General features: G+C 67.5%; 16 protein-coding genes and 1 pseudogene. 12 read left to right on the top strand and 5 right to left on the bottom strand.

The features are described 5' to 3' along the window. The first annotated feature begins 60 nt into the window (after window positions 1-60). The 5 genes from ROSELON_RS15030 (at window position 61) to ROSELON_RS15010 (ending at window position 6,045) form a co-directional block, all read left to right on the top strand. Window positions 61-525, top strand: coding sequence for a formate dehydrogenase subunit gamma (locus ROSELON_RS15030; RefSeq protein ID WP_025313140.1), 465 nt, complete (start codon window positions 61-63; stop codon window positions 523-525). After that, window positions 522-2,036, top strand: a complete 1,515-nt coding sequence (locus tag ROSELON_RS15025; protein WP_025313139.1) for an NADH-ubiquinone oxidoreductase-F iron-sulfur binding region domain-containing protein — start codon at window positions 522-524, stop codon at window positions 2,034-2,036. The genes ROSELON_RS15030 and ROSELON_RS15025 overlap by 4 nt, the downstream gene beginning before the upstream one ends. Before the next feature lie 97 nt (window positions 2,037-2,133). Next, window positions 2,134-5,034 carry a formate dehydrogenase subunit alpha gene (gene fdhF / locus ROSELON_RS15020; RefSeq protein ID WP_025313138.1) on the top strand — a complete coding sequence of 967 codons (2,901 nt, stop codon included), beginning with the start codon at window positions 2,134-2,136 and terminating at the stop codon, window positions 5,032-5,034. A gap of 2 nt (window positions 5,035-5,036) precedes the next feature. Continuing rightward, window positions 5,037-5,849: a formate dehydrogenase accessory sulfurtransferase FdhD gene (gene fdhD / locus ROSELON_RS15015; protein ID WP_025313137.1), complete on the top strand. Its 813-nt coding sequence runs from the start codon at window positions 5,037-5,039 to the stop codon at window positions 5,847-5,849. Continuing rightward, window positions 5,839-6,045 carry a formate dehydrogenase subunit delta gene (locus ROSELON_RS15010; protein ID WP_025313136.1) on the top strand — a complete coding sequence of 69 codons (207 nt, stop codon included), beginning with the start codon at window positions 5,839-5,841 and terminating at the stop codon, window positions 6,043-6,045. The genes fdhD and ROSELON_RS15010 overlap by 11 nt, the downstream gene beginning before the upstream one ends. A 4-nt stretch (window positions 6,046-6,049) precedes the next feature. Here ROSELON_RS15010 and ROSELON_RS15005 read toward each other — a convergent pair whose 3' ends face one another. The 5 genes from ROSELON_RS15005 to ROSELON_RS14990 form a co-directional block, all read right to left on the bottom strand. Then, window positions 6,050-6,889, bottom strand: a complete 840-nt coding sequence (locus ROSELON_RS15005) for an efflux RND transporter periplasmic adaptor subunit (RefSeq protein WP_245605357.1) — start codon at window positions 6,887-6,889, stop codon at window positions 6,050-6,052. A 378-nt stretch (window positions 6,890-7,267) separates the two neighbouring features. Further along, on the bottom strand, window positions 7,268-9,421 hold the full coding sequence (locus ROSELON_RS15000) for an ABC transporter permease (RefSeq protein WP_245605356.1): 2,154 nt from the start codon (window positions 9,419-9,421) through the stop codon (window positions 7,268-7,270). Between the two features lie 5 nt (window positions 9,422-9,426). Continuing rightward, the gene (locus ROSELON_RS18835; RefSeq protein WP_245605355.1) at window positions 9,427-9,630 is read right to left on the bottom strand and encodes a hypothetical protein; all 204 of its coding nucleotides are present in this window, start codon (window positions 9,628-9,630) and stop codon (window positions 9,427-9,429) included. A gap of 5 nt (window positions 9,631-9,635) precedes the next feature. Further along, on the bottom strand, window positions 9,636-10,343 hold the full coding sequence (locus tag ROSELON_RS14995) for an ABC transporter ATP-binding protein (RefSeq protein ID WP_025313135.1): 708 nt from the start codon (window positions 10,341-10,343) through the stop codon (window positions 9,636-9,638). A 214-nt stretch (window positions 10,344-10,557) separates the two neighbouring features. After that, window positions 10,558-10,971 carry a Fur family transcriptional regulator gene (locus ROSELON_RS14990; RefSeq protein ID WP_025313134.1) on the bottom strand — a complete coding sequence of 138 codons (414 nt, stop codon included), beginning with the start codon at window positions 10,969-10,971 and terminating at the stop codon, window positions 10,558-10,560. Between the two features lie 225 nt (window positions 10,972-11,196). Between ROSELON_RS14990 and ROSELON_RS14985 the strand changes: the two genes are divergently transcribed. The 7 genes and pseudogenes from ROSELON_RS14985 to prfA all read left to right on the top strand — a co-directional run bounded on the left by ROSELON_RS14985 (window position 11,197) and on the right by prfA (window position 19,001). Beyond that, window positions 11,197-12,093: a DMT family transporter gene (locus tag ROSELON_RS14985; RefSeq protein ID WP_025313133.1), complete on the top strand. Its 897-nt coding sequence runs from the start codon at window positions 11,197-11,199 to the stop codon at window positions 12,091-12,093. 69 nt (window positions 12,094-12,162) lie between these two features. Continuing rightward, window positions 12,163-13,101, top strand: coding sequence for a nucleoside hydrolase (locus ROSELON_RS14980; RefSeq protein ID WP_025313132.1), 939 nt, complete (start codon window positions 12,163-12,165; stop codon window positions 13,099-13,101). A 68-nt stretch (window positions 13,102-13,169) separates the two neighbouring features. Beyond that, complete coding sequence (locus tag ROSELON_RS14975; RefSeq protein ID WP_025313131.1) at window positions 13,170-14,612, top strand: protein adenylyltransferase SelO; 1,443 nt, start codon at window positions 13,170-13,172, stop codon at window positions 14,610-14,612. A 105-nt stretch (window positions 14,613-14,717) separates the two neighbouring features. Beyond that, window positions 14,718-16,103: a bifunctional enoyl-CoA hydratase/phosphate acetyltransferase gene (locus ROSELON_RS14970; RefSeq protein ID WP_025313130.1), complete on the top strand. Its 1,386-nt coding sequence runs from the start codon at window positions 14,718-14,720 to the stop codon at window positions 16,101-16,103. After that, window positions 16,100-17,250: pseudogene (locus ROSELON_RS14965) on the top strand (acetate/propionate family kinase). The gene ROSELON_RS14970 and the pseudogene ROSELON_RS14965 overlap by 4 nt, the downstream one beginning before the upstream one ends. Before the next feature lie 97 nt (window positions 17,251-17,347). Further along, complete coding sequence (locus ROSELON_RS14960) at window positions 17,348-17,794, top strand: DUF1499 domain-containing protein (RefSeq protein WP_025313129.1); 447 nt, start codon at window positions 17,348-17,350, stop codon at window positions 17,792-17,794. 133 nt (window positions 17,795-17,927) lie between these two features. Beyond that, window positions 17,928-19,001, top strand: a complete 1,074-nt coding sequence (gene prfA / locus ROSELON_RS14955) for a peptide chain release factor 1 (protein ID WP_025313128.1) — start codon at window positions 17,928-17,930, stop codon at window positions 18,999-19,001. The last annotated feature ends 190 nt before the right edge of the window (window positions 19,002-19,191 follow it).

The following is a 19,191-nucleotide window of genomic DNA, read 5'->3' as shown; positions in this document are numbered from 1 at the left end:
ATATTGAAATTGGATGATCGACGGTGGACGCTGGTATGCAGACGACGACCGGAGCCACGCATGCCTGCCAGCCAGACCGATCCGCCCCACGGGGTCATGCAAATCATTGACCGCCACCGGCACCGCGAGGGGCCGCTTCTGCCCATCCTGCATGATCTTCAGCACGTCTTCGGTTGCATCCCGATGCAGGTGCGTCCGGCGATCGCCGAGGCGCTGAACATCACGCAGTCCGAACTGCATGGCGTGATCAGTTTCTATCACGATTTTCGCGACGAACCCGCCGGACGGCACGTGCTGAAAATCTGCCGGTCCGAGGCCTGCCAATCCATGGGGGGCGCAGCGCTTGGTGACAGGGTGCTGTCGCTTCTGGGCCTTGGCTGGGGCGAGACCTCGGCCGATGGGCGCATCACGGTCGAGCCGGTCTATTGCCTGGGCCTGTGCGCCTGCGCGCCTGCGGCAATGGTGAACGGCAAGCTCAAGGGTCGCGCCGAGGCGCAGGCGCTGGTGGCGGAGATCACGGCATGAAGCTGTTCCTGCCGCGCGACGCCGCCGCCAAGGCGCTTGGGGCCGAAGAGGTCGCCGCCGCGATCATGGCCGAGGCCGCGGCGCGCGGGGTCGAGGTGTCGCTGACGCGTACAGGATCGCGCGGCATGATCTGGCTCGAGCCGCTGCTCGAGGTCGAGCGCGACGGGGTGCGCCATGGCTATGGCCCGATGTCCCCTGACATGGTGGGTGAATTTTTCGACGGCGCAGTTGAGGGGCTCGGCCCGGTCGAAGAGATCCCGTTCTTCGCCCGCCAGACCCGTCTGACCTTCGCCCGGGTGGGTGTTGTCGACCCGCTTTCGCTCAAGGACTACGAGGCCCATGGCGGCCTGACCGGTCTGCGCCGTGCCCTGGGGATGAGCGCCGAACACATCGTCGACGAGGTCAAGGAAAGCGGGTTGCGCGGGCGCGGGGGGGCTGGCTTTCCCACGGGCATCAAGTGGGACACGGTACGCCTTGCCCCCGGCGCACGGAAATACATCATCTGCAATGCCGACGAAGGCGACAGCGGCACCTTTGCCGACCGGATGCTGATGGAGGGCGATCCCTTCACCCTGATCGAGGGGATGGTGATCGCGGGCCTCGGGACGGGGGCGACGCAGGGCTACATCTATACCCGCTCGGAATACCCTGATGCGATCGCGGTCATGGAGCAGGCCATCGACATCGCTCGCGCGGCCGGTCTGCTGGGCGACGTCATGGGCTCGGGCCGCCGGTTCGAGCTTGAACTGCGCGTCGGGGCCGGCGCCTATGTTTGCGGCGAGGAAACCTCGCTGCTCAACAGTCTCGAGGGCAAGCGCGGCGTGGTGCGCGCCAAGCCGCCGCTGCCCGCGCTGGAGGGGTTTCTCGGGCGGCCCACCGTGGTCAACAACGTACTGTCGCTGGCCACGATCCCCGTGATCTTCGAGAAGGGCGCGGCCCATTACGCAGGCTTCGGGCTGGGCCGGTCGAAGGGGACCATGCCCATTCAGATCGCCGGGAACGTGGCGCGCGGCGGGCTGTTCGAGACCGCCTTCGGCATGCCCTTGGGCGCGTTGATCGAGGAGGTCGCCGGCGGCACCGCCACCGGGCGCCCGGTCAAGGCGGTGCAGGTGGGCGGGCCTTTGGGCGCCTATTTCGCGCCCGATCAATTCGACACCCCCTTCGGCTACGAGGATTTCGACGGGGCAGGGGGGCTGATCGGCCATGCGGGCATCGTCGTGTTCGACGACAGCGCCGACATGCTGGGGCTTGCGCGGTTTGCTATGGAGTTCTGCGCGGTGGAAAGCTGCGGGAAATGCACGCCCTGCCGGATCGGGGCGGTGCGCGGCGTCGAAACGCTGGACCGGGTGGCGCAAGGCGATGCCTCGGCCGTGCCGCTGCTGGTGGATCTGTGCGAGACGATGAAGGATGGCTCGCTCTGCGCGCTGGGGGGCTTCACGCCGTACCCGGTGCTCAGCGCGCTGAGACTGTTCCCCGAGGAATTCGGCACGGCCCGCGAGGCGGCACAATGAGGTGTTTCGCTGCCTGCGGCAGCGACCGGTCGGGGGGCTTTGCCCCCCGAACCCCCCAGAGTTTTTCGGCCAAGATGAAGCAGGGAGCCGGTGTCACATGAAGGATTTCATCATTCCATGGGATGACGACCGCGACCTTGGCACGCCCGCCAAAAGCGGCACGCCGGTGACGCTGACGGTGGACGGGGTCGAGGTGACGGTGCCAGAGGGCACGTCGGTCATGCGCGCCGCCGCCTTGGCAGGGATCGGGGTTCCCAAGCTCTGCGCGACGGATAGCCTGGAGGCGTTCGGCTCCTGCCGTCTTTGCGTGGTCGAGATCGAGGGGCGGCGCGGCACGCCGGCCTCCTGCACGACACCGGTGGCTCCGGGCATGGTCGTGCGGACGCAATCGGAGAAGGTGAAGAAGATCCGCCGCGGGGTGATGGAGCTTTACATCTCCGATCATCCGCTCGATTGCCTGACCTGCGCGGCCAACGGTGATTGCGAGTTGCAGGACATGGCCGGGGTCGTGGGCCTGCGCGATGTGCGCTACGAAGCGCCGGAAAACGCAGCCCTCGCCAACCACGTGACCCCACGCGACACCAGCGGCGAGGCCAACCCGCTGTGGCAGTCCAAAGACGAAAGCAACCCGTATTTCACCTATGATCCGGCGAAATGCATCGTCTGCAACCGTTGCGTCCGCGCTTGCGAAGAGGTGCAGGGCACCTTCGCGCTGACGATCGAGGGGCGCGGCTTTGACAGCCGGGTCAAGGCCGGCGGCCCGCTGGACGATTTCCTGTCATCCGATTGCGTCAGCTGCGGGGCCTGCGTGCAGGCCTGCCCGACCGCGACCTTGCAGGAAAACAGCGTGATCGCGTTGGGCACGCCCGAACGCTCGGTCATCACCACCTGCGCCTATTGCGGAGTGGGCTGTTCCTTCAAGGCGGACCTCAATGGCGACGAGCTGGTGCGCATGGTGCCGCACAAGAACGGCGAGGCCAATCGCGGCCATTCCTGCGTGAAGGGGCGGTTTGCCTGGGGTTATGCCAGCCACCCCGACCGCATCCTGAGCCCGATGATCCGCGACTCGATCGACGAGCCATGGCGCGAGGTCAGCTGGGAGGAGGCGATCGGCTTTGCCGCCAATCGCCTGCGCGGGCTGCAGGAAAAGCATGGGCGCAAAGCCATCGGCGTCATCACCTCGTCGCGCTGCACGAATGAGGAGACATTCCTCGTGCAGAAACTGGCGCGCGGCGTGTTCCTGAACAACAACACCGACACTTGCGCGCGGGTGTGCCATTCGCCCACGGGTTATGGCCTGGGCCAAGCCTTTGGTACCAGCGCGGGCACGCAGAATTTCGACAGCGTGGAGCATGCCGACGTGGTCATGGTGATCGGGGCAAACCCGACCGATGGGCACCCGGTCTTCGGCTCGCGGCTGAAGAAGCGGCTGCGGCAGGGGGCCAAGCTGATCGTGATCGACCCGCGCCGCATCGACCTGGTGAAAACGCCCCATGTCGAGGCGGCGCATCACCTCGCCCTGCGGCCCGGCACGAACGTGGCCGTGGTGACCGCCATGGCCCATGTGATCGTGACCGAGGGGCTGTATGACGAAGCCTTCATCCGCGAACGCTGCGACTGGGACGAGTTCACCGAATACGCCGCCTTCGTTTCGGACCCCCGCCACGCGCCCGAGGCGGTCGAGGCGCTGACCGGCGTCCCGGCAGAGGCGTTGCGGGCCACCGCCCGCACCTTTGCCACGGGGGGCAAAGGGGCAATCTACTATGGCCTTGGCGTGACCGAGCATAGCCAAGGCTCCACCACCGTGATGGGGATTGCGAACCTTGCCATGCTGACGGGCAATCTGGGACGCGAGGGGGTGGGCGTGAACCCGCTGCGCGGGCAGAACAACGTGCAAGGCGCCTGCGACATGGGCAGTTTCCCGCATGAGTTGCCCGGTTATCGCCATGTGAAGAACGCCGATGTGCGCGCCATTTTCGAACAGGCCTGGGGTGTCGAGATCGACCCCGAGCCGGGGCTGCGCATCAACAACATGCTCGATGCCGCGACCTCGGGGCAGTTCAAGGGGCTGTATTGTCAGGGCGAGGATATCCTGCAATCGGACCCCGATACGCGCCATGTGGCCGCCGGATTGGCGGCGATGGACTGCGTCATCGTCCATGACCTGTTCCTGAACGAGACGGCGAATTACGCGCATGTATTCCTGCCCGGCTCGACCTTTCTGGAAAAGGACGGGACCTTCACCAATGCCGAGCGGCGCATCAACCGCGTGCGCCGGGTGATGGCGCCCCGTAACGGCTATGCCGATTGGGAGATCACGCAGCTTCTGGCCAATGCGATGGGGGCCGGGTGGGATTACGCTCATCCATCTGAAATCATGGCGGAAATCGCCGCGACAACCCCCGGGTTCGCCAATGTGACCTACGAGATGCTGGAGGATCGCGGCTCGGTCCAGTGGCCCTGCAACGACGAGCACCCCGATGGCGCGCCGATCATGCATGTGGACGGGTTCGTGCGCGGCAAGGGGCGGTTCATGATCACCGAGTATGTCGCCACCGAGGAACGAACCGGCCCGCGTTTCCCGCTGTTGCTGACCACGGGGCGCATCCTGTCGCAATACAACGTGGGCGCACAGACACGGCGGACCGACAACACCGTCTGGCACCAGGAAGACGTGCTGGAGATCCACCCCCACGATGCCGAAACCCGCGGCATTTCCCAGGGCGATTGGGTCAAGCTTGCCAGCCGCTCGGGCGAGACCAGCCTGCGCGCGACGCTGACCGACCGCGTCAGCCCCGGTGTCGTCTACACGACCTTCCATCACCCCGGCACGCAGGCCAATGTCATCACCACCGATTTCTCGGACTGGGCGACGAACTGCCCGGAATACAAGGTGACGGCGGTACAAGTCAGCCCGTCGAACGGCCCGACCGCCTGGCAGGAAGACTATGAAGACCGCGCGCGGCGCGCCCGCCGCGTGATGCCGGCGGCAGAGTGAGGATGCGCGCGACCTCCCATAGCGCGCGCGGCCTGGCGCTCGGCCCCGATGGGGCGCGCGAGGTGGCGCGCACCCTGGCCGAAGAGGTTCCGATCGCAATCACCGTGAACGGGTCCACGCAAGCGGTGATGATGGCGACCCCGGACGATCTCGAGGATTTCGCGACCGGATTTGCCCTGACCGAGGGCCTTGCCCGACCCGACCAGATCGAGCGGATCGAGGTGATCGCGCTGGATCAGGGGATCGAGGCGCGGCTGTGGGTGCCCGACCAGATCGCCGCGGCGCTTGGGGACCGGCGTCGTGCCATGATGGGGCCCGTGGGCTGTGGCCTGTGCGGGATCGACAGCTTGGATCAGGCTTTGCGGCCGCTGCCTGAACTGGGGGCGGGGGTGCGGTTCGGCTCGGACGAGGTTGTCGCCGCAACCGACCTTCTGCGCGCCTGGCAGCCGCTGCATGACCGCACCCATGCCGTTCACGCGGCGGGCTTTTTGCACCCGGGGCAGGCGATGGCGATGGCCCGCGAGGATGTGGGCCGCCACAACGCGCTGGACAAGCTGATCGGCGCCCTGGTGCGCGCGGGCATGGACCCGGCGCGCGGTGCCATTGTGCTGACCAGCCGCGTCTCGGTCGAGATGGTGCAGAAGACCGTTCTGGCCGGTTGCGCGACGCTGATTGCCGTCTCCGCACCCACCGCCCATGCCTTGCGTCTTGCCGAAGGGGCGGGGCTGACGCTGGCGGCCTTTGCCCGCCGCGGGGCTGTCGAGATCTACGCCCACCCCCATCGTATCCAAAGGAGGGACACCGATGTCGCCTGACAAGCTTGTGCGCATGGCGAACCAGATCGCCACGTTTTTCCACTCCCAGCCCGGCGCGGATCAGGCCGAGCGGGTCGCGGGGCACCTGCGGGATTTCTGGGGCCCCGAGATGCGCGAGGCCCTCAAGGGTCACGCGCAGAGCGGCCACGAGAAGGACCTTGACGTGCTGGTGCGCCGGGCCCTGCCGCTGATCTGAGTGTTCAGAGCGTTTCGCGGTCCACCACGGGCACGCCGTCACGGATGGCGTCATTGGGGTGGGTGATGATCGCCGCCCCTTCCTCCAGCCCGCCGGTGACCTCGGCCATGCGCGCGCCACGCTGGCCGATCTGGATGATCCGCTCGCGCGCGATACCGTCCTCGACCACGAAAACCGCCCAGTCTTCGCCGCGACGGAACAGTGCCCCCAAAGGCACCTGAAGGGCCGCGTCGCTTTCCCATTCCACGATCCTGAGAAAGACCGCGAACCCGTGGCCAAGGCCCGGCCGCCCCTCGGGCGGGGAGGTGATCGAGAAAATGGCATCGACGCGCTGTTCCTCGATGCCGAGCGCCGAAACGCGGGTTTCGGCCGCCGGTTCGATCCGGTCGAGCACGGCCTCGAGCGTGGTGTCACCGCCCCAACGCTCGACCCGCGCGCGGGTGCCGGGACCGATGCGCACCGCATCCGACGACAACAGGTCGGCGACGATTTCCAGATCCGCCGGGTCGCCCACCGTGACAAGCGGGGCGCCGGCCAGAACCGGGTGCTCGCTGATCGTGGCGATGGACAGCACCACCCCGTCGGCAGGCGCGGTCAGCGTCACGCAGCATCCGCCCGAGCCAGCGCCACCCGCCTCGGGGCCGACCAGCGCCGCCTCTGCCCGCACCAATGTGCCCTCGGACATGGTGATGCGCGACCGCGCGGCCGCCACGGCGGCCTCGGCCAGCGCCACTTGCTGCGTCGCGGTCTCGAGCTGCGTCAGGCTGGTCACGCCCCGTTCCACCAGCGCCTGCGTGCGGTCGAACTGCATCTGGGCAAAGGTCTGCTCTTCCTGAGCGCGCACCAGATCGGGCGCGCGCCACCTCGAGCGCTGCGGCGGCCTCGTCCACGGCGGCCTCGGCCTGGGCGCGCGTGCGCGCATCCAGGAGCGACGGCCGGATCGGTTCGACCTGCGCCACGACGGTTTCCTGCGCCACCACCGGGTCGCCGACCGCCACCGGTGCCCGCAGCGCCGTGCCGGCGATGGGGGCCGCCACCTCGTAGATGTCGCGGATGCGGGACTGTCCATCGGCGTCGATGGTCACGTCCATCGGTCCCACCGAGACGTGGTGCAGATCGACCGCGACCGGCTCGGTGCGCAGGGCGACGAAGAGGAGCGCCCCCAGCACGGCAGCGCCAAGCGCGACGGTCAGGATCGTTCGGGGTTTCAGGCTCATGGGTATCACTCCCGCGTTTTCATGACGGCCACCAGGTCCATCCGGTCGATCCGGCGGCGGACGACCAGGACCGAGGCCAGACAGGCCCCCAGCACGACAAGACTGGCATAGGCGAAATTGTCGGCCTCCAGCACCAGAGGGATACCGTAAAGGTCCGACGTAAAGGAATTCGACATGGCCTGCGCGATCCAGGCCCCCAGCAGCCAGCCGATCGGCTGCGCCAGCAGCGCAAGCAGCATGATCTCGCCCACAAGGATCATCGAGACTTCGCCACGGGTAAAGCCCAGGATGCGCAGGCTGGCCAATTCGCGCGCGCGCTCGGACATCTGGATGCGCGCGGCATTATAGGCCACCCCCACCGAGATCAGGATCGCGATCGTGGCATAGACACCGTTCACGATGACCACGTTTTCATTGATCGTCTCCAGAAAACTGGTCCTTGTATCCGTCATCATGATCAGGCCCGACAGGGCGGGAATGTCCTGCAGCCGGGCGTGCAGCGCATCCAGTTGATCCTCGTCGATCATCAGGTTGGCCACGTTCATCCGCGCGCTTTGTCGAAAGGTCGCGTCCATGAACCCTGCATCGACATAGGCCCCGAGACCGAAATACTGCTCGACCAGGCCGGTGACGATCATCTCGTGGGTTTCGCGGCGTCCCGTCAGGAACGCGACCTCGACCGTGTCGCCAACCCCCAGATCGAGATGCCCGGCCAACCGCTCGGCCAACAGGATGCCGCCGGGTGGGGCGACGATGACCTGCCCCTCGGCGCCGATCACCCGGCTGAGGCTGGCATCGGGGTGACGCGCCTCGAGCGAGACGGTCTTTTCCCGCGGGCCGTTGCGCAGGACGGCGGCGTGAAACTGCTGCGGCTCGGCCTGCAGGACGCCGGGCAGGCGCAGGATGTCGGGCAGGGCGGTTTCCGGCAGATCGCCATTGAACAGCAGCATCGCATCCTGCCGGTTCGCCTGGTAAAAGGCCATGTCCATGATCTCGTCCAGCGCATCATACATGAAACTCGACGCGATCACGGTGGACACGGCACAGCCGATCCCCAGCGCCGTCAGCCCCGAACGTACCGGCCAGCGGATGATGCTGCGCAGGACCATGATGGTGCTCTGACTCAGGCGCAGGGCGGCCATGACGCTGTCGATGACCGAGCGTCGAAACCGCGGCGGGGCCGGCGGTTGCATGGCGATGGCCGGCGCCAGCCGCGCCGCCGCCAGTGCCGCGCGCACCGCGCCCAGCAAGGTCGTGATCAGCGCCGCGAGACCCGACATCGCATAGACCCAGGCCGGGACCCGAAAGATCAGGTAGGGAAAATCGAAGAAGGCCGCATATTGGCTGGCCATCCCGCGCGCCATCCAGGTGCCGGCCCCCCAGCCGATGAGAATGCCGAAACAGGCGATCAGGCCGGCCAGCATCAGGTAATGCACGCAAACTTCCAGGTCCGAATAGCCAAGGGCCTTGAGCAGGCCGATCTGCGCCCGTTCCAGCGCCACGATCCGGCTCATCACCATGCCCACCAGGAAGGCCGAAATCGCGAAGAAGATCGGCGGCACGACCATCGCCATGCCCCTGAGCTGGTCGATCTCGGCCGAGACGAAACTGTCCGATTGCTGCCGGTCGCGCCCATAGGCGCCGAGGCCGCCATAGGGCTCCAGCAGGCTGTCGAGCAGGTCCAGCACCTCGGCCGGGCGCGCATCGGCGGCCAGACGCAGGGACAGCGCGTTGAACGCCCCGGCCATGTCATAGGCGGCGGCGACGGCTGGCTCGGACATCCAGATGATGCCGAAGCCCTCGTTGTCGGGCATCAGCGCGCCGGGCCCAATGGTGTAGATGAACTCGGGGCTGAGCACGGTACCCGTGATCGTCAACGCGCGGGCCTGGCCATTGATATTGGCAATGAAGCTGTCGCCGATCTGAAACCCGTTGGCCTCGGCGAAGGGCTCGGTCACCATGACCTCGTCGGCGCGGCCCGGCCGCGGGGTCGTGCCCGTGCGCTGGATCGGCACGTTCAGCAGCGGTGCGTCGCTCTCGGGCCAGGACAGGATACGCCCCACGGCGGTTTCCGTCCGGTTCGGCAGATCCAGAACCGCGGTGCCGGCGACGCGGGCCTCGGCCGTGACGACGCCGGGAATGGCCAGAATCTCAGGCATCAGCGTCACCGGGGCGCGGCGCGCCTCGACGAAATGTCGGCAAATCGGTTGCGCTCGTAATAGGCATCGCGCGTGTCGGTCAGGGCGGTGTGCATGCCCACCGCCGTCAGCAGGATGGCCACGCCGCAGGCCAGCACCAGCGCAATCGCCAACGCCTGCACCCAGAGGCGTCTGAAATCCCGCAGCAATTTCCGATCCAGTGCCTGCATCCGCGTCACCAGTCGATCTCGTGCGGGGCCAGGCGCGTGTCGTTCACCTCGACCCCGGCGATCTTGCCATCGGCAAAGCGGATCACGCGATGCGCCATTTTCCGGATCATCGCGTTATGGGTGATGACCACGGTCGAGGTGCCGAACTGGTCGTTGATCGTTTTCAGAACCTCCAGCACCTGCACCCCGGTCTTGCTGTCCAACGCGCCGGTCGGTTCATCGCACAGCAGCACCTCGGGCCGCTTAGCGATGGCGCGCGCGATGGCGACCCGCTGCTGTTCGCCGCCCGACATCTCGGCCGGGAAATGATCCAGCCTGTGGCCCAGGCCCACCAGCTCCAGCGCCTCGGCGGCGCGCATCGGGTCGGGCGCCACATCCGTGACCAGTTGGACATTCTCCCGTGCGCTCAGCGACGGAACCAGATTGTAGAACTGGAACACGAACCCCACATGGTCGCGCCGATAGCGCGTCAGCGCCCGGTCGCCCAGATCGGTCAGATCGAGATCGCGGAACCACACGCGCCCCTCGCTTGCATGATCCAACCCGCCAAGGATGTTCAGCAAGGTCGATTTTCCCGACCCGGACGGCCCCAGCAGAACCGCAAGCTCGCCGGCGAACAATTCCAGGTCCACACCGGCGAGGGCGTGAACCTTTACCTCTCCGGTATCGTAGGTCTTGGTGATCCCTTCGGTGCGAAAAACCGTCTCGGGCATGGTGCGGCTCCTGTCGGGGCAGACATCGCACGAACCGGGCCCTGGCGATTTGACCTGCCTCAAGACCTGTCGGCCCGAGTGGATATCGGGCGCAGCATCACCTCATCTTTATCCCCCGAAAATGCCGGGGGAGCCGCCGCAGGCGGCGGGGGCAGAGCCCCCCATGCGGGCGCAGCCCGCGCGGGGCGACGGGCCGCAGGCCCGGCGCAATCCCTCAGCTTTTCTTGATCGGCACGCCATAAAGCTCCAGCTTGTGGCCCTTCAGCCGATAGCCCAGCTTTTCGGCGATCTTTTCCTGCAGCGCCTCGATCTCGGGGTCCACGAACTCGATCACCTCGCCCGAATTCATGTCGATCAGGTGGTCGTGGTGGTCGCGTTCGGCATCCTCGTAGCGGGCGCGCCCGTCGCCGAATTCCAACCGCTCGATGATGCCCGATTCCTCGAACAGCTTGACCGTCCGATAGACCGTCGCGATCGAGATGCGCGGATCGCGGGCGGTGGCGCGGGCGTACAATTCCTCGACATCGGGATGGTCGTCCGAGCGTTCCAGCACCTGTGCGATCACACGGCGTTGATCGGTCATGCGCAGGCCCTTGGCCTCGCAGCGGTCTTCGATCGTGTCGCTCATCGGCGCGGCCCCCGTTCCTGGTATCTGTCGCTCGAACCGCCTGCAGGCGGGCACGAGGGTTACGGGATTTGCCCGCGCGAGGGAAGCCCATACGCGGCATGACCCGCGAGTCCACGCGTCCGGTCGACCGGGTGCCTCGGGTGGCTTGACATGGCGCACACGAGGGCGCAGGCCATGGCGCGCGCGGCGCCAAGGGGACCCGCGCCGCAGCACCAAGGGGCCGCCATGCCGCAGAAATCGCAGATCGACGCCTTCGGCGCGGTGTCGCTGACCGGCTTTGCCCTGCTCCTGGCCTTCAACCAGGTGGTCATCAAGGTCACGAACGAGGGGTTGCAGCCGATCTTTTTCGCCGGGTTGCGCTCGGCGTTGGCGGCGCTGTGCATCTATGGCTGGATGCGCCTGCGGAACCTGACCGTGTCGCTGGCACCAGGCACGACCGGCCCCGGCCTCTTGATCGGCACGCTCTTCGCGGTCGAATTTCTCTGCCTTTTCGTCGCGCTGGATTACACCACCGTCACGCGGGTCTCGGTCATCTTCTACACCATGCCGATCTGGCTGGCGCTGGCGGGTCATGTCCTGATCGCGGGCGAGCGGCTGACGCGGGTGAAATCCGTCGGTCTTGCGCTGGCTTTCGCCGGCGTCGTGATCGCCATTCTGGGCCGTGGCGACGGGGGCGGGCAGGGCGCGCTTCTGGGCGATCTCCTAGCGCTGGTGGCGGCGATGTCCTGGGCCGGCATTGCGCTCTGCGCGCGGGCGACGCGGCTCAGCACTGTCCGGCCCGAGATGCAGCTGCTCTGGCAACTGACCGTTTCGGCCCCGCTCTTGCTTCTGGCCGCGCCGCTCTTCGGGCCGCTCCTGCGCGACCCGGACGCGATCCACTGGGCCGGTCTGGCCTTTCAGGTGGTGGTGATCGTCTCGGCCGGGTTCCTGTTCTGGCTGTGGCTCTTGTCGATCTACCCGGCGGCTTCGGTGGCGGCGTTTTCCTTCCTGTCGCCGGTGTTCGGGGTTGGCCTTGGCTGGGCGCTTCTGGACGAACGCGTGGGGTGGGAGATCGGCGTCGCCCTGGGGCTGGTGGTGGCGGGTCTGATCCTGGTGAACCGTCCGCCGCCGCGCCCGGCCTAGAGCGGCGCAAACCGCTTGCGCCCGGCCGGGCCGCGCGCCACGATTTTTCGACCTGCATCGGAGCTTTCCATGACCCGCAAGATCATCATCGATACCGACCCCGGACAGGATGACGCCGTGGCCATCCTGTTGGCACTGGCCAGCCCCGAAGAGGTCGAGGTGCTGGGCATCACGGCGGTGGCGGGCAACGTGCCGCTGGAGTTGACGGTGCGCAATGCGCGCATCGTCTGTGAACTGGCCGGTCGGCGCGATGTCGCGGTCCATGCCGGATGTGACCGGCCCATGGGCCGCGATCTGGTGACGGCCGAGTATATCCACGGCAAGACCGGCCTGGATGGTCCCGTGTTGCCCGAGCCCACCATGCCCCTGCAAGAGGCGCATGCGGTCGAGTTCATCATCGACACCCTGCGCGCCCAGCCTGAAGGGAGCGTCACGCTCTGCCCGCTGGGTCCCTTGACCAACATCGCCACCGCGTTTCAGCGCGCGCCCGAGATCGTGGCCCGCGTGCAGGAGATCGTGCTAATGGGCGGGGCCTATTTCGAGGTGGGCAATGTCACCCCGGCGGCCGAGTTCAATATTTATGTCGATCCCGAAGCAGCCGAAATCGTCTTCAAATCGGGCGTTCCGATCACGGTGATGCCGCTGGATGTGACGCACAAGGCGCTGACCACGCGCCCCCGGATCGAGGCGTTTCGCGATCTGGGCACCGATGTCGGGCGCGCGGTGGCCGAATGGACCGATTTCTTCGAGCGTTTCGACATGGAAAAATACGGCAGCGAGGGCGGGCCGCTGCACGACCCCTGCGTGATCGCTTACCTCATCAAGCCGCAGCTTTTTTCGGGACGGCATGTGAATGTCGAGATCGAGACGCAGTCCGACCTGACGCGCGGCATGACGGTCGCCGACTGGTGGGGCGTCACGGATCGTGCGCCCAATGCCATGTTCATGGGCGATGTCGATGCCGACGGGTTCTTCGATCTGCTGACGGGGCGTCTGGCGCGGCTTTGAGGACGCGGCGGGGTGGCACGCGGCCCCATGTGCGCCTAGGTCTGACATAGCAGAACAGGACGACACCCATGACGCTTCAGGCCAATTTCGACAATTCCTACGCCCGCCTGCCGGATCGGTTTTTCACCCGCCAGAGGCCCGAACCGGTCGAGGCGCCGGGCCTGATCGCGATCAATCGCACCCTGGCCGACCGGCTGGGCCTGTTCTTGCCCGACGCGCAAGACGAGATCGCGGCGATTTTTGCGGGCAATCATGTCCCCGAGGGGGCGACCCCCCTCGCGCAGGTTTATGCCGGCCACCAGTTCGGCGGCTGGGTGCCGCAACTGGGCGATGGCCGCGCCGTCCTGCTGGGCGAGGTGGTGGCCCCGGACGGCGCGCGGTTCGACATTCAGCTCAAGGGGTCGGGGCGCACGCCCTACAGCCGCATGGGCGACGGGCGGGCCTGGCTGGGCCCGGTCCTGCGCGAATACATCGTGTCCGAGGCGATGGCGGCGCTTGGCATTCCGACGACCCGCGCGCTGGCGGCCGTCACCACGGGCGAACCCGTCCTGCGCGAGGCGGCCCTGCCCGGCGCGGTGCTGGCGCGCGTCGCCTCAAGCCATATCCGCGTGGGCACGTTTCAATATTTCGCGGCGCGGCAGGATATCGACGCGCTGCAAGCGCTGGCCGATCATGCCATCGCCCGCCACTATCCCGATGCCACCGGCCCTGAGGGCTTGCTGGACGCGGTGATCGGCGCGCAAGCCGACCTCATCGCGCGCTGGATGGGTGTGGGGTTCATCCACGGGGTGATGAATACCGACAACATGACCATTTCCGGCGAGACGATCGACTATGGGCCCTGCGCCTTTCTCGATGCCTATCACCCGCAGGCGGTGTTTTCCTCGATCGACCAATACGGGCGCTACGCGTTCGGCAATCAGCCGCAGATTGCGGTGTGGAACCTTGCGCAATTGGCCACGGCCCTGTTGCCGCTGATGCCCGATCGCGACGCCGGGATCGAACGGTTCACCGAGATGGTGAACGGCTTTTCCGACCGGTTCGAGACCGCATGGCATGCCGTGTTGCGGGCCAAGCTGGGCCTGAGCACGCCGCAAGAGGGCGATCTGGCGCTGGCCTTTGACCTGCTCGAGGCGATGGCCAGGGGCGAGGCCGATTTCACCAACACGTTCCGGGCGCTTTCGGGCCCCGACCCGGACAGCGCCGCCGCGCTGTTTCGCAATCCCGACACCTTTGCCCCGTGGCTGGCGCGGTGGCAGGCGCGTCTTGCGCAAGAGGGGCGTGACCCCGCCACCCGGCAGGCGGCCATGCAGGCGGTGAACCCCGCGCTGATCCCGCGCAATCACCGCATAGAACAGGCGATCCAGGCCGGCGTCGCGGGGGATTTCGCCCCATTCGAACGGCTGGCCAACGCCCTTGCCACCCCCTATGCGCCGGATGCCGCCGACCTCGATCTGGCCACCCCGCCGCAAGAAGCCGAGCGCGTCACCCGCACCTTTTGCGGGACCTGACGCGCGCAACCGTCGCGGCACACGCAAGCTGACACATATCAAAGACGTGTCACATCCCGCGCCTAGGGTGCGGGGCACCAGACCCTTCAACAGCACGAGCCTTTCATGACCCGTTTCACCGCCACCCCCTATGCCGATCTGACCGTCGGCATGGAGGCGCAGATCAAACGCCTGGTGCGGGCCGACGATCTCTATGTCTTTGCCCATGCCAGCGGCAACCTGAACCCGATGCACCTGCCCAACGAGGACGGGGATGGCGACGGCAAGCCCGAGGCGGTGGCCCCCTCGGCCTGGGTCGCGGCGCTGGTCTCGGGGGTGCTGGGCAACCAGTTGCCGGGGCCGGGCACGCTCTATCTGCATCAGGATACCGAGTTTTGCGGCCGCGCCCACGCGGGCGAGGAACTGACCGTCACCGTGCGGGTCGAGGAAAAGCTGCCCGAGGGTGTGGTGCGCCTGTCCACGCGCGTCGAGGGGCCGTCGGGCCCCGTGGCCCTGGGCGAGGCGCGCGTCATCGCCCCCGATCACGCCCAAAGCTTCGACGGCGCCGATGTGCCCGGCCTGACGGTGCAGCGCCATGCCAATTTCGACCGGTTGCTGGCCCGCGCCGAACCGCTGCCGCCGATCCCGACCGTGGTGGTCTGCCCCGAATCGCCCGATGCGGTGGGCGGCGCGATGCTGGGGGCCGACCACACGCTGATCGCGCCCATCTTCGTGGGGGCCCGTGGCAAGATCGAGGCCGCCGCCATCGAGGCCGGCGTGACGATCGACGGGGTCGAGATCATCGACATCCCCGATCACCGCGCCGCTGCGTTGCGCAGTGTCGCGCTGGTGAACGAAGGCCGCGCACGCGCCGTCATGAAGGGGCATCTGCACACCGACCAGCTGCTGCATGCGATCCTGAAGAAGGAGGGCGGGCTGCGTACCAATCGCCGCCTCTCCCATGTCTTCGTGATGGATGTGCCGGGGCTGGATCATTTCCTGTTCGTGACCGACGCCGCGATCAACATCGCCCCCGATCTCGATTGCAAGGTCTCGATCGTGCAAAACGCCATCGACCTGGCCCGCGCGATGGGGATCGAAACGCCCAAGGTCGGCATCCTCTCGGCGGTCGAGACGGTGACGCCCTCGATCCCCTCGACCATCGACGCGGCGGTCCTGTCGAAAATGGCAGACAGGGGCCAGATCACGGGCGGTCTGGTGGACGGGCCGCTCGCCATGGACAATGCCGTCGATCTGGGCGCCGCCCGCACCAAGGGCCTGACCGGGCTGGTCGCGGGGCATGCCGATATCCTCGTCGCCCCGAACCTCGAGGCCGGCAACATGATCGCCAAGGAGTTGACCTTCCTCGCCCATGCCGAGGCCGCGGGCGTGGTCATGGGGGCGCAGGTGCCGGTGATCCTGACCAGCCGGGCCGATGACGACCGCGCGCGGCTGGCCTCGTGTGCGGTGGCCGCGCTCTATGCCCATGCGCAGGCCGGGACCACGGAATGAACCGCGCCATCCTGACGCTCAACGCCGGGTCCAGTTCGATCAAGTTCGGGCTGTATCATGCGGCGGACGACCCTGTCGAAGAGGCGCGCGGCCAGGTCGATGGCATCGGCCCCGAGGCAGCGCTGGTCCTCAGCGACGATGGCGGCCGGACGCGCACGGCCGTGGACGCCCCGGATCACGGCGCGGCCCTTGCCGCGATCATCGCGGCGTTGCGGCCGCGCCTGGCTGGTGACGAGATCGCAGGCGTGGGGCATCGCGTCGTCCACGGCGGGCCATATCTCGACGGGCCGCGCCATATTGACGACGACCTGATCACCTATCTCGACACGCTCTCGCCGCTGGCCCCCTTGCATCAGCCGCACAACCTGGCCGGGATCGCGGCCGCGCGACGGGCCTTTCCGGGGGCGCCCCAGATCGCCTGTTTCGACACGGCCTTTCACCGCGGTCACCCTTGGGTGAACGACACCTTCGCCTTGCCGCGCCGGTTTCATGACGACGGCGTGCGGCGCTACGGCTTTCACGGGCTCAGCTACGACTACATCACCAGCCTGTTAAGGCATGACTTCAATAACATATCTCAAGGCAATGTTATCATTGCGCATCTTGGCAATGGCTCGTCCCTGTGTGCCACGCGGGACGGCGTCTCGATCGACAGCACCATGGGGTTCTCGGCGCTTGACGGCATGCCCATGGGCACCCGGTCGGGGCAACTCGACCCCGGTGTGATGCTCTACCTCATGCAATCGGGCATGGCGGCCGAGGCGCTCACGACGCTGCTGTACAAGGAAAGCGGCCTCAAGGGTCTGTCGGGGATCAGCCATGACATGCGCACGCTGCGGCCTCGGAGGACCCGCGCGCGGCACAGGCCGTGGCCTATTACGCCGCCCGCCTGTCGCGCGAGATCGGCGCGCTGGCGGCCTCGCTCGGCGGATTGGACGGGTTGGTTTTTACCGGCGGGATCGGCGAGAACGCCGCGCCCGTGCGGGCCATGGCGCTTGAAAAGCTCGGGTTTCTGGGTCTGACGCTGGATGACGCGGCCAATGCCGCCCATGCGCGCCGCATCGACAGCGGCCCTGTGCCCATCCTTGTCCTTCCCACGGATGAAGAGCGTGTCATCGCCCGTGCAACCGCGCGCTTGCTGTCGTAGTGGCAGACCTACCACCCCGCACGCCACGCCAAACCCGCTCGAGTGGTCGCGCGTGGCGGGGCTTGATCCATCCGGCCAAATCCCCACCTGAGGTGTCATGCGTATTCTGTTCACCATCGCCATTCTGCTCGTCGTCGTGACCGTCGCCGGTGCGATCTATTTCCGGCAGGTGCCCATGCCCGCCGAGGTCTGGCATGTCGAACCGGCCGACGTCACGCCGCCCACGACGCCCAATTACGTGTTGCTGGGTGGGCGACGAGGCCCCGCGCCACCCAGGGCAGCCCTTGCCGCGACGGCCGACCTTCTCGAACAGGCGGCCACGGCCGAAGGCGCCACCCGCATCGCCGGCGATCTGTCGGACGGGCACGCGACCTATGTGGCGCGCACGGCGCTGATGGGCTTTCCCGACGCCGTGTCGATCCGCCTGGTGCCCGATGGCGATGCCACCCGCGTCGAGATTTTCTCGCGCTCGCGGTACGGCCAGTCGGATCTTGGGGCGAACCGGGCGCGGGTGAACCGCTGGATCGCGCCGCTGGCGCCGTGAGGGCTCCTGACACCGTGACGGTCTGGCGCGGCGACCCCAGGCGCCTCGACGGGCCGGGGCGCGCGCCCGCAACATCCCGCAGGGGCGCGAAGCGCCCTTGACCGCGTGGCCAACGCGCGGCACTTCCCCCGACATGCAACCCGCCAACCTCCCCCTCGATCGCCTGCGCCAGATCACCGATCGCTTCGAGTTTCTCGAGGCCCAGCTCAATGCCGGCCCCGATCCCGACAAGATCGCCGAGATCAGCCGCGAGTACAGCGAACTGAAGCCGGTCGTGGCCCAGATCGCCGCCCATGACGCGCTGCGCAGCGCACTGGCGGAGGCCGAGGCGATGGTGGCCGACCCCGAGATGCGGGACCTCGCCGAGGAGGAAATCGCCCGGATCCGCGCCGAACTGCCCGCGGCCGAACATGCCCTGCGCCTTGCGCTCTTGCCCAAGGACGCCGCAGATGCCCGCGCGGCCATGCTCGAAATCCGGCCCGGCACCGGCGGCGAGGAGGCGGCGCTGTTCGCCGGTGACCTGCTGCGCATGTACACCCGCTATGCCGAGGCGCGCGGCTGGACGGTCGAGATCGTGGATCTTCAGGAAACCGAGCTTGGCGGCATCAAGGAAGTGACGGCGCGGATCGTCGGCGAAGGCGTGTTCGCCCGGCTGAAATACGACTCGGGCGTGCACCGCGTGCAACGCGTCCCCGAGACCGAATCCGGCGGGCGCATTCACACCTCGGCGGCCACCGTCGCCGTTCTGCCCGAGGCCGAGGCGGTCGAGATCGACATCCCAGCCCAGGATATCCGCATCGACACGATGCGGGCCTCTGGCGCGGGGGGGCAGCACGTCAACACGACGGATTCGGCGGTGCGCATCACCCACCTGCCCACCGGGATCGTCGTGACCAGTTCCGAGAAATCGCAGCACCGCAATCGCGAGATCGCCATGGGCGTGCTGCGGGCGCGCCTGTTCGACCTGGAACGTCGCCGCGCCGAAGAGGAACGCTCGGCCGATCGCAAGGCCCAGGTGGGCTCGGGCGACCGCTCGGAGCGCATTCGTACCTACAATTTCCCGCAAGGTCGCGTGACCGACCACCGGATCAACCTGACCCTCTACAAGCTGGGCGAAGTGATGACTGGCAATCTCGACGAGGTGATCGACGCGCTGACCGCCGATGCCCAGGCGCAGATGCTGGCCGAAATGGAGGGGCAGCCATGATCGCGGTTGCGCCGTCTGCGACGTCGCCCGGTGGGGTCGCGGCCTCGTGCCTCGGCGTTGCCGAGGCCTCGTTCGCGCCCGGCGCCCCGTTGGGTCGCCGGGGCACCGGGCCGGACCGGGCGCCACCGCACCGCGCCTGCGCGCGGTGCCACCGCGGTGGTGGGCGCAGGCCGCAGGCCGAGCCACCCCG

Source organism: Roseibacterium elongatum DSM 19469, assembly GCF_000590925.1.
Taxonomy (GTDB): domain Bacteria; phylum Pseudomonadota; class Alphaproteobacteria; order Rhodobacterales; family Rhodobacteraceae; genus Roseibacterium; species Roseibacterium elongatum.
The sequence above is the reverse complement of the archived record's forward strand: the minus strand, read 5'-3'. Positions and strand labels throughout refer to the sequence as shown.

Excerpts from the sequence above, each read along its gene's own strand:
- ROSELON_RS14990 (WP_025313134.1), bottom strand. The coding sequence starts at position 10,971 with ATGAGCGACACGATCGAAGACCGCTGCGAGGCCAAGGGCCTGCGCATG.
- ROSELON_RS14975 (WP_025313131.1), top strand. The coding sequence starts at position 13,170 with ATGACGCTTCAGGCCAATTTCGACAATTCCTACGCCCGCCTGCCGGAT.
- ROSELON_RS14995 (WP_025313135.1), bottom strand. The coding sequence starts at position 10,343 with ATGCCCGAGACGGTTTTTCGCACCGAAGGGATCACCAAGACCTACGAT.
- ROSELON_RS18835 (WP_245605355.1), bottom strand. The coding sequence starts at position 9,630 with ATGCAGGCACTGGATCGGAAATTGCTGCGGGATTTCAGACGCCTCTGG.
- fdhD (WP_025313137.1), top strand. The coding sequence starts at position 5,037 with ATGCGCGCGACCTCCCATAGCGCGCGCGGCCTGGCGCTCGGCCCCGAT.
- ROSELON_RS15030 (WP_025313140.1), top strand. The coding sequence starts at position 61 with ATGCCTGCCAGCCAGACCGATCCGCCCCACGGGGTCATGCAAATCATT.
- ROSELON_RS14970 (WP_025313130.1), top strand. The coding sequence starts at position 14,718 with ATGACCCGTTTCACCGCCACCCCCTATGCCGATCTGACCGTCGGCATG.
- ROSELON_RS14985 (WP_025313133.1), top strand. The coding sequence starts at position 11,197 with ATGCCGCAGAAATCGCAGATCGACGCCTTCGGCGCGGTGTCGCTGACC.
- ROSELON_RS14960 (WP_025313129.1), top strand. The coding sequence starts at position 17,348 with ATGCGTATTCTGTTCACCATCGCCATTCTGCTCGTCGTCGTGACCGTC.
- ROSELON_RS15025 (WP_025313139.1), top strand. The coding sequence starts at position 522 with ATGAAGCTGTTCCTGCCGCGCGACGCCGCCGCCAAGGCGCTTGGGGCC.
- ROSELON_RS15010 (WP_025313136.1), top strand. The coding sequence starts at position 5,839 with ATGTCGCCTGACAAGCTTGTGCGCATGGCGAACCAGATCGCCACGTTT.
- ROSELON_RS14980 (WP_025313132.1), top strand. The coding sequence starts at position 12,163 with ATGACCCGCAAGATCATCATCGATACCGACCCCGGACAGGATGACGCC.
- fdhF (WP_025313138.1), top strand. The coding sequence starts at position 2,134 with ATGAAGGATTTCATCATTCCATGGGATGACGACCGCGACCTTGGCACG.
- prfA (WP_025313128.1), top strand. The coding sequence starts at position 17,928 with ATGCAACCCGCCAACCTCCCCCTCGATCGCCTGCGCCAGATCACCGAT.
- ROSELON_RS15000 (WP_245605356.1), bottom strand. The coding sequence starts at position 9,421 with ATGCCTGAGATTCTGGCCATTCCCGGCGTCGTCACGGCCGAGGCCCGC.